The sequence below is a fragment of the Pseudalkalibacillus hwajinpoensis genome (assembly GCF_015234585.1).
Taxonomy (GTDB): Bacteria; Bacillota; Bacilli; order Bacillales; family Guptibacillaceae; genus Guptibacillus; species Guptibacillus hwajinpoensis_B.
The window spans coordinates 132,999-140,988 of sequence record NZ_JADFCM010000009.1 but is presented as its reverse complement, the minus strand read 5'-3'; the positions used below and the strand labels follow the sequence as shown (position 1 = coordinate 140,988).

Below are 7,990 nucleotides of genomic sequence, written 5' to 3'. Positions count from 1 at the left end.
TCTCTAGTGACCGATAGTGAACCAGTACCGTGAGGGAAAGGTGAAAAGCACCCCGGAAGGGAGTGAAAAAGAACCTGAAACCGTGTGCCTACAACTAGTTGGAGCCCGTTAATGGGTGACAGCGTGCCTTTTGTAGAATGAACCGGCGAGTTACGATCCCGTGCAAGGTTAAGCTGAGAAGGCGGAGCCGCAGCGAAAGCGAGTCTGAATAGGGCGAAGTAGTACGTGGTCGTAGACCCGAAACCAGGTGATCTACCCATGTCCAGGGTGAAGTTCAGGTAACACTGAATGGAGGCCCGAACCCACGCATGTTGAAAAATGCGGGATGAGGTGTGGGTAGCGGTGAAATGCCAATCGAACCTGGAGATAGCTGGTTCTCTCCGAAATAGCTTTAGGGCTAGCCTCGCGGCAAGAATCTTGGAGGTAGAGCACTGATTGGACTAGGGGTCCTTACCGGATTACCGAATCCAGTCAAACTCCGAATGCCAACGATTTATCCGCGGGAGTCAGACTGCGAGTGATAAGATCCGTAGTCGAGAGGGAAACAGCCCAGACCACCAGCTAAGGTCCCAAAGTATACGTTAAGTGGAAAAGGATGTGGCGTTGCTTAGACAACCAGGATGTTGGCTTAGAAGCAGCCATCATTTAAAGAGTGCGTAATAGCTCACTGGTCGAGTGACGCTGCGCCGAAAATGTACCGGGGCTAAACGTATCACCGAAGCTGTGGATTGTCTTACGACAATGGTAGGAGAGCGTTCTAAGGGCTGTGAAGTCAGACCGAAAGGACTGGTGGAGCGCTTAGAAGTGAGAATGCCGGTATGAGTAGCGAAAGACAAGTGAGAATCTTGTCCGTCGAAAGCCCAAGGTTTCCTGAGGAAGGCTCGTCCGCTCAGGGTTAGTCGGGACCTAAGCCGAGGCCGAAAGGCGTAGGCGATGGATAACAGGTTGATATTCCTGTACCACCTCCTTTCCGTTTGAACGACGGGGGGACGCAGAAAGATAGGGAGAGCGCGCTGCTGGAAATGCGCGTCCAAGCGATTAGGCTGGTGAATAGGCAAATCCGTTCACCGCGCGAGCTGAGTCGTGATGGCGAGGGAAATTTAGTACCGAAGTCCTTGATTCTACGCTGCCAAGAAAAGCCTCTAGTGAGGAAAAAGGTGCCCGTACCGCAAACCGACACAGGTAGGCGAGGAGAGAATCCTAAGACGATCGGGAGAACTCTCGTTAAGGAACTCGGCAAAATGACCCCGTAACTTCGGGAGAAGGGGTGCTTCCTCGGGTTTATAGCCCAGGGGAGCCGCAGTGAAAAGATCCAAGCGACTGTTTAGCAAAAACACAGGTCTCTGCAAAGCCGTAAGGCGAAGTATAGGGGCTGACACCTGCCCGGTGCTGGAAGGTTAAGAGGAGGGGTTATCCCTTACGGGAGAAGCTCTGAATCGAAGCCCCAGTAAACGGCGGCCGTAACTATAACGGTCCTAAGGTAGCGAAATTCCTTGTCGGGTAAGTTCCGACCCGCACGAAAGGTGCAACGACTTGGATACTGTCTCAACGAGAGACCCGGTGAAATTATAGTACCTGTGAAGATGCAGGTTACCCGCGACAGGACGGAAAGACCCCATGGAGCTTTACTGTAGCCTGATATTGGATTTTGGTACAGCTTGTACAGGATAGGTAGGAGCCATAGAAGTCGGACCGCCAGGTTCGATGGAGGCGTCGGTGGGATACTACCCTGGCTGTACTGACATTCTAACCCAGCACCGTGATCCGGTGCGGAGACAGTGTCAGGTGGGCAGTTTGACTGGGGCGGTCGCCTCCTAAAGTGTAACGGAGGCGCCCAAAGGTTCCCTCAGAATGGTTGGAAATCATTCGCAGAGTGTAAAGGCACAAGGGAGCTTGACTGCGAGACCTACAAGTCGAGCAGGGACGAAAGTCGGGCTTAGTGATCCGGTGGTTCCGCATGGAAGGGCCATCGCTCAACGGATAAAAGCTACCCTGGGGATAACAGGCTTATCTCCCCCAAGAGTCCACATCGACGGGGAGGTTTGGCACCTCGATGTCGGCTCATCGCATCCTGGGGCTGAAGTAGGTCCCAAGGGTTGGGCTGTTCGCCCATTAAAGCGGTACGCGAGCTGGGTTCAGAACGTCGTGAGACAGTTCGGTCCCTATCCGTCGCGGGCGCAGGAAATTTGAGAGGAGCTGTCCTTAGTACGAGAGGACCGGGATGGACACACCGCTGGTGTACCAGTTGTTCCGCCAGGAGCATAGCTGGGTAGCTACGTGTGGAAGGGATAAGTGCTGAAAGCATCTAAGCATGAAGCCCCCCTCGAGATGAGATTTCCCACAGCATGAAGCTGGTAAGATCCCTTAGAGATGATGAGGTAGATAGGTTCGGGGTGGAAGCGTGGCAACACGTGGAGCTGACGAATACTAATCGATCGAGGGCTTAACCTAAACGAAAAGCGAAGTAAGCCGTTTAAATCCGACAAGCGTTGGAGGCTTTTGAATCAGACGCGTTGTTTGCGTCAGAATCAAAAGGTGAAACGATCGAGGATTTGGCTTACGTAGCTGGACATATTGGAAAGTTGTGCGTGCTATCTAGTTTTCAGGGAACACCTGAAATAAGGAAGTTCGATTAAGTGCCACCACGTCCTGTGGTGAACACCGAACGGCTAACATCCTGTTAGTCTAGTGATGATGGCGAAGAGGTCACACCCGTTCCCATGCCGAACACGGAAGTTAAGCTCTTCAGCGCCGATGGTAGTTGGGGGATCTCCCCCTGCAAGAGTAGGACGTCGCTGGGCAACTAAGAGAAGCGAGAGACCTGAGGGTTTCTCGCTTTTTTGTATTCAAAAAATGTTGAAAGCTTGTAGGAGAAAAAGCTGCAGGAATGACAATCAAAAACTTCTTCGAAAGCTTCGTAGGGGCGGGAGAAGCAAGAAATTCGAGGAAGCAAGCGATGTCAGACCGGAGTGGATATTCGAGAGATCCATGAGGATCTGGCATCGCGCAGCTGACGAAGAAGTTCGCCGCTTATCGCGACCCGTATGAGAACACGGAAGTTAAGCTCTAACGCCGATGGTAGTTGGGGGATCTCCCCCTGCAAGAGTAGGACGTCGCTTGGCAACTGAAAAAAGCGAGAGACCAAATGGTTTCTCGCTTTTTTTTATGGTTTTATGGATAGTTTTTACTAGCTGAAAGCCTTCATATCTCACGATCGCGGAATTACTGGTCAGTTCTAACTTTCTCACCTGATTCATTCCCAATTCCTGCATTAAAAGTCCTGATTCTCCAAAAAGCTGCCTATCTCCCTAAAAACAAAAGCCGATAACTCAAAATAAGAGCAATCGGCTTTTTTACGCAATTCACTTATCAATATCATCAATTTCTATCCAGTTCTCTGCCCAGTTTTCAATCTCATGCAAAACTGGAGCGAGTGCGTGCCCTTTAGCACTTAATGAGTATTCTATCCGAACAGGTGTCTCAGGATACACATTTCGGATAACGATCCCCTGTTGTTCAAGGTCTTTTAACCTCTCAGAGAGTACACGACCACTGATGGAAATGGATGTTTCTATCGTGCAAAATCGCTGAGGTCCCTCTAAAAGTTGATGAATAATTAGACCTGTCCACCTCTGACTCAAAAGGGACATTGCTTTTTCAAATCTAGGACATAGAGACGATTTATTCATAATTATTCACTCCCAAATTCATTATAACTCAGTATGAATTCAAATCAAAAGATTATTGATTAGAAGCTAGTAACTTGACGTATGTTATTTATAATTATATAGTTACTTACATAAAATAAGTTAATGGGTTTATTCAGAACACTTAAAGGAGATCTATTATGAAATTTCATTCTGAATTTGTTCCTCACACTAGTGAACTCCAGTTGTTTGTAAGTGATTTAAATCGATCTACCAATTTTTATCAAAAAATAATCGGATTCAAAATACTTACTAAATCGAACGATACTGTGGTTTTCACAACGAATGGTAAGACACCACTTCTCACAATTGAACAAACAAGCACGAAAAGAGTATATCCTTCGACTGGACTGTATCACTTTGCTCTTCTTGTACCTGAACGAAAACACCTTGCGAATGTACTAAGGCATCTATTAAGTACAGGGTATCCACTTCAAGGGGCTTCTGATCATTCTGTTAGTGAAGCAATTTATTTAGCAGATCCCGATGGAAATGGGATTGAAATCTATGTAGATCGTCCTTCAAAACAGTGGAACTGGGAGGAAGATCAAGTAATGATGACAACAAAGGCATTGAATGTTGAAGAATTAATGAAGGAAGTGTCAGGGGTTAGTGAAGAGCTTCCTGAGAATACCGTTCTTGGACACGTTCACCTTCAAGTTTCTGATCTAAAAGAAGCTAAAGACTTCTATCAAAAAGGTTTAGGTCTTCAGATTGTAAGTCAGTTCGGATATGATGCGATATTCGCATCGTACGGAGGCTACCATCATCACATTGGGTTAAATACCTGGCAAAGCGCTGGGGCTTTGGCTCCCAAAGAAAGAAGCACTGGACTGAAGTGGTTTTCAATTGTTTTCACAAATGATTTAGAAAGAAATAAACGGGTTGAACAAGTGAAAAAATTCAGCAACGTATGGGAGAAAGATGACGATTTCTATACGAAAGATCCTTCAGGGAATATGATTCGTCTTAGTTTGAAAAAATAGAGAAAAAAGGTGGTTATTCACATGGGTATGATGGAAAAGATTTTTGGTTCAGCAAAGAATGAGACTAATGGAGATAACAAGAACTTCTTTGAGGCTGTAAAAGGTAGAAGATCGATTTATGGCATTGGTAAAGAACGCGTCATTTCTGATGACAAACTGCAAGAAATAATTGAGTATGCGGTTAAACACACACCTTCAGCTTTCAATTCCCAAAGCGCAAGAGTACTGGTTATTTTAGATGATAACCACAATAAACTCTGGAATGAGATTACGAAAGAGACACTTCGATCTATTGTTCCTGCAGATCAGTTTGAGGCAACTGAAGGACGTATGAACGGATTTGCAGGTGGTTATGGTACCGTTCTTTTCTTCGAAGATCAAGACGTGATTAAAGGACTTCAAGAAAAGCTGCCCACATTTGCTGACAACTTTCCAAAGTGGTCACAGCATTCTTCTGGCATGCTTCAGTTTGTCATCTGGACAGCATTAGAAAAAGAGGGTCTGGGTGCGTCTCTTCAACATTACAATCCTTTAATTGACGATCAGGTGAAAGAAGAGTGGGATGTACCATCTAGTTGGGAACTTATTGCGCAGATGCCTTTTGGAAACCCTACGGCTCCCCCAGGGGAAAAAGAATTTCAACCAGTTGAAGAACGAGTGATTTTCCATAAGTAATCCTAAAGAAGGAGCGAAAAGCTTCTTCTTTTTTTTATATGAATTCCCTTATATGTAAGTTAATCTGACATATTATTTCGAGTAGAAAATGAAATAGTGAATACGCTAACAAACGCTGACATATTAGGATTCTTATTCGAGTACGATTTGTTTCTCTATGTGAAGTTGTAAAATAAAAATAATCCTATGTTCTTTTATAACCTTCAATTTTATGTATAATATGAATTATCATAATTTTCGGTTTCCGTATAAATTAGGGGGATTTCATTGAAGTTAATGGCTAGAGAACAGGAGAAATTAATGATTGTCGTGGCGGCAGATTTAGCGAGAAGGCGGCAGGCTAGAGGATTAAAGCTTAATTACCCAGAGGCCATTGCCATTATTACATATGAAGTGCTTGAAGGAGCAAGAGACGGAAAGAGTGTTGCAGATTTAATGCAGTATGGGCGAACGATTTTGGCAAGAGAAGATGTCATGGAAGGTGTGCCAGAAATGATTACGGATATACAAGTAGAGGCTACCTTTCAGGATGGTACCAAATTAGTCACAGTACATGATCCAATAATATGAGGAGGGTGAAGCATTGATTCCAGGTGAGTACAAGTTAAAGTCATCTCCCATTGTGTGTAACAGAGAGAAAAAAGCGATTGAAATGGAAGTCATTAACGTCGGAGACAGGCCGGTTCAAATAGGTTCTCATTTTCATTTCTATGAAGTGAATGAAGCGCTAAATTTTGATCGTGAGCGCGCTTTTGGCATGCATTTAAATATTGCTGCAGGTACTGCTGTCCGCTTTGAACCTGGGGATGCTAAAGAAGTCACGCTAGTCGCGTTTTCAGGTGAGCGAAAGGTGTTTGGACTTAATAATAAAACAAACGGTTCGTTAGATAGAGAGGTAGATCAATGAGTTTTGAACTTTCAAGAAAAGCGTATTCTGATATGTTTGGTCCGACGGTTGGGGATCAAGTTCGGTTAGCAGATACAGAATTGTTTGTTGAAGTAGAACGAGATGAAACCTCTTATGGTGATGAAGTGAAATTTGGTGGAGGCAAGGTGATTCGCGATGGAATGGGTCAACATCCACTTGCTACGAGAGGCGAATCTGTAGACCTTGTTGTAACGAATGCATTGATCATTGATTACACGGGGATCTATAAAGCGGATATTGGTGTGAAGGATGGTCGTATTGCTTCGATTGGAAAGGCAGGTAACCCTTATTTGATGGACAGTGTTGATATTGTGATTGGTGCTTCTACAGAGGTTATTGCCGCAGAAGGAATGATTGTAACAGCAGGTGGAATTGATTCTCATATACATTTTATATGTCCGCAATTAATCGAAACCGCGATCGAGTCTGGAATTACGACGATGCTTGGAGGTGGAACGGGTCCAGCGACTGGGACAAATGCAACAACTTGTACTCCAGGGGAATGGAACATTCACCGTATGCTTGAGTCAGCAGAAGCTTTCCCTGTTAATCTTGGGTTTTTGGGCAAAGGAAATGCTTCAGGTGAAGAAGCTTTACGCGAACAAATAGAAGCGGGTGCGATAGGCTTGAAGCTTCATGAGGACTGGGGAACGACGGCAGCTTCCATTGACACGGCATTAACCGTGGCGGATGAATATGATGTTCAGGTCGCGATTCATACCGATACATTAAATGAGGGCGGTTTTGTAGAAGATACGTTGAACGCGATTGATGGGCGCGTCATTCATACATACCATACAGAAGGCGCAGGTGGGGGACATGCACCGGATATTATTAAAGCCGCTTCTTATGAGCATATCCTTCCATCCTCGACGAATCCAACTAGACCATTTACAACAAATACAATTGCGGAGCATCTTGATATGTTGATGGTTTGCCATCATCTTGATTCTTCCGTACCGGAGGATGTGGCATTCGCTGACTCAAGGATTCGAAAAGAAACCATTGCTGCAGAAGATATTTTGCATGATATGGGTGTCTTCAGCATTATTAGTTCAGATTCACAGGCAATGGGACGAGTTGGAGAAGTGATTTCAAGAACGTGGCAAACGGCGGATAAAATGAAAAAGCAACGTGGGGCATTACCAAAGGGTTCAGAAAACGATAATGAGCGGGTGAAACGTTATATTTCGAAATACACGATAAATCCGGCCATTGCCCATGGTATATCAGACGAGGTGGGGTCCATAGAAGTAGGGAAACTAGCGGACTTTGTTCTATGGAAACCTGGTTTTTTCGGAGTAAAGCCCGAACAGATCGTTAAAGGTGGGATGATTGCTTGGAGTGTAATGGGGGATCCGAATGCATCAATTCCTACTCCTCAACCAGCTCTCTATAGGCCGATGTTTGGCCGATACGGGAAAGCGAAATTTAGAACCTCGATTACCTTTTTATCACAATCGGCTATTGAAAAAGGTGTTCATAACCAGCTTTCGCTGCAGAAAATCATTCGTCCTGTTCAGAATATTCGTAAGCTAAAAAAGAAAGACATGAAGTACAACGGTGAGACTCCTGATATTCAGGTGGATCCACAAACGTATGAAGTCGTGGTGGATGGTGAGCTAGTTACGTGCGAACCGGCAACGAGCGTACCGCTTGCACAAAGATACTTTTTATTTTGAGGTGGTAAACAG

Annotated in this window: 6 protein-coding genes and 2 rRNA genes; 7 read left to right on the top strand and 1 reads right to left on the bottom strand. The window is 45.1% G+C overall.

Annotation, left to right across the window (positions count from 1 at the left end):
• Together IQ283_RS22820 and rrf are read left to right on the top strand one after the other, a co-directional pair.
• Positions 1–2,451 (top strand): 23S ribosomal RNA (locus tag IQ283_RS22820); the annotation flags it as partial.
• A 233-nt stretch (positions 2,452–2,684) separates the two neighbouring features.
• Positions 2,685–2,801, top strand: a 5S ribosomal RNA gene (gene rrf, locus IQ283_RS22815).
• A gap of 561 nt (positions 2,802–3,362) precedes the next feature.
• On the opposite strand, the gene IQ283_RS22810 is transcribed toward rrf, so the two are convergent.
• Complete coding sequence (locus IQ283_RS22810; RefSeq protein ID WP_194222456.1) at positions 3,363–3,689, bottom strand: winged helix-turn-helix transcriptional regulator; 327 nt, start codon at positions 3,687–3,689, stop codon at positions 3,363–3,365.
• A gap of 158 nt (positions 3,690–3,847) precedes the next feature.
• Between IQ283_RS22810 and IQ283_RS22805 the strand changes: the two genes are divergently transcribed.
• The 5 genes from IQ283_RS22805 to ureC all read left to right on the top strand — a co-directional run bounded on the left by IQ283_RS22805 (position 3,848) and on the right by ureC (position 7,978).
• On the top strand, positions 3,848–4,693 hold the full coding sequence (locus IQ283_RS22805; protein ID WP_194222455.1) for a VOC family protein: 846 nt from the start codon (positions 3,848–3,850) through the stop codon (positions 4,691–4,693).
• A 21-nt stretch (positions 4,694–4,714) separates the two neighbouring features.
• Positions 4,715–5,368 carry a nitroreductase family protein gene (locus IQ283_RS22800; protein ID WP_194222454.1) on the top strand — a complete coding sequence of 218 codons (654 nt, stop codon included), beginning with the start codon at positions 4,715–4,717 and terminating at the stop codon, positions 5,366–5,368.
• A 267-nt stretch (positions 5,369–5,635) separates the two neighbouring features.
• The gene (locus IQ283_RS22795; RefSeq protein WP_194222453.1) at positions 5,636–5,938 is read left to right on the top strand and encodes an urease subunit gamma; all 303 of its coding nucleotides are present in this window, start codon (positions 5,636–5,638) and stop codon (positions 5,936–5,938) included.
• A 13-nt stretch (positions 5,939–5,951) separates the two neighbouring features.
• The gene (locus IQ283_RS22790; RefSeq protein ID WP_194222452.1) at positions 5,952–6,275 is read left to right on the top strand and encodes an urease subunit beta; all 324 of its coding nucleotides are present in this window, start codon (positions 5,952–5,954) and stop codon (positions 6,273–6,275) included.
• Positions 6,272–7,978, top strand: coding sequence for an urease subunit alpha (ureC, locus tag IQ283_RS22785; protein ID WP_194222451.1), 1,707 nt, complete (start codon positions 6,272–6,274; stop codon positions 7,976–7,978). The genes IQ283_RS22790 and ureC overlap by 4 nt, the downstream gene beginning before the upstream one ends.
• Positions 7,979–7,990: the final 12 nt, after the last annotated feature.